Origin of the sequence: uncultured Campylobacter sp., from assembly GCF_938018145.1 — a bacterium.
Taxonomy (GTDB): Bacteria; Campylobacterota; Campylobacteria; order Campylobacterales; family Campylobacteraceae; genus Campylobacter_A.
Genome location: NZ_CALIII010000126.1, coordinates 1 through 1,417, shown reverse-complemented (window position 1 = coordinate 1,417; position 1,417 = coordinate 1). Strand labels below are relative to the sequence as shown.

The 1,417-nt window shown below is 49.9% G+C and carries 1 protein-coding gene; it reads left to right on the top strand.

The genetic code is table 11. The annotated features are described in order from the left end of the window. On the top strand, nucleotides 1-1,339 hold a 1,339-nt coding region (locus tag Q0338_RS02825), incomplete at its 5' end, for a Smr/MutS family protein (protein WP_298085440.1). Nucleotides 1,340-1,417: the final 78 nt, after the last annotated feature.

Genomic DNA, 1,417 nt, shown 5'->3' with positions numbered 1-1,417 from the left:
AAAAAATCCAAAAAGCATCAGTATCGATTTTAGTAAAAAAGTGCTGCTAATCACGGGTGTGAACGCGGGCGGTAAATCAATGCTGCTAAAATCGCTGATAGCGGCAGCGTTTCTAGCCAAATATCTGCTGCCGATGCACATAAACGCGCAAAATTCGCAGATCGGAAATTTCAAGGAATTTGACGCCATCATCGAGGATCCGCAAAATGTGAAAAACGACATCTCGACCTTTGCCGGGCGTATGGTGCATTTTTCCAAGCTTTTTACGAAAAAAAACCTGCTCATCGGAGTCGATGAGATTGAGCTCGGAACGGACTTTGAGGAGGCGGCGAGCCTGTATGGCGTGATGATCGAGCGGCTGATGAGTCAGGATATCAAGATGATCATCACCACCCACCACAAGCGCCTTGCTATGCTACTAGCTAAAAACCCCGACGTAGAACTCGTCGCGGCGCTTTATGACGAGGAAAACTCGCGGCCTAAATTTGAGTTTTTAAAGGGTACGATCGGCAAATCATACGCCTTTGAGACCGCGGCTAGATACGGCATCGCGGCAAATTTGGTCGCGCAGGCGAAAAAAATCTACGGCGAGGACAAAGAAAATCTAAACGAAATCATCACAAAGACGTTAAATTTAGAAGTGCAGCTCAAAGAAAAACTCGAAAGTGCCGAGAAAAAAGAGCAAAAGCTAGACTCCCTAATCGAAAATTTAAAAGAGCAAAAAGAGCGCGCCGAGGCCGAGCAGCACGAGGTGATAACGCGGCTGGAGCGGGAGTATTTTAAGGCGATAAACGAGGCTAGACGCGCGATAAATTTAGACGACACAAAGGAAAAACAGCGCGCCCTAAACCGCGCAAACGAGGCTAAACGCGCCGTGCAAAAACCAGAAATCTCCGCCCCGCCCGAGCTAAAAGTCGGCGACCGCGTAAAATACGGCAAGATAAAGGGCGTCGTCGCAAGCCTAAGTAAAAACGACGCCGTGATACAAACCGATAACGTGAGCATGCGCGTGCCGATAAATCAGCTAAAAATCAGCGGCGAAACGCCCGCACCACCTAAAAAATCAGGCATAAATCTAAGCGTGCAAAAGCCGCAAAACGCTAGCGTCACGCTCGATCTGCACGGACTGCGCGCGGACGAAGCGGTGCAAAAGCTGGATAAATTTATCTCAGATAGCCTAGTGATGGGCTTTGACGAGGTGCAGGTGTACCACGGCATCGGCACGGGCAAGCTCGCCTACGCGGTCAAAAACTTCTTGCGCGAACATCCGAGCGTGAAGGAGTTTTTCGACGCGCCGGCGGGGCAGGGGGGATTTGGAGCGCAGATAGTGCGGCTGTAAATTTGCCTTGCGGCGGCTTGTCTTTTTGCCCTATACTTCGTTGGATTTCGCTGCGGGCTGCAGTCACGTATTATATAT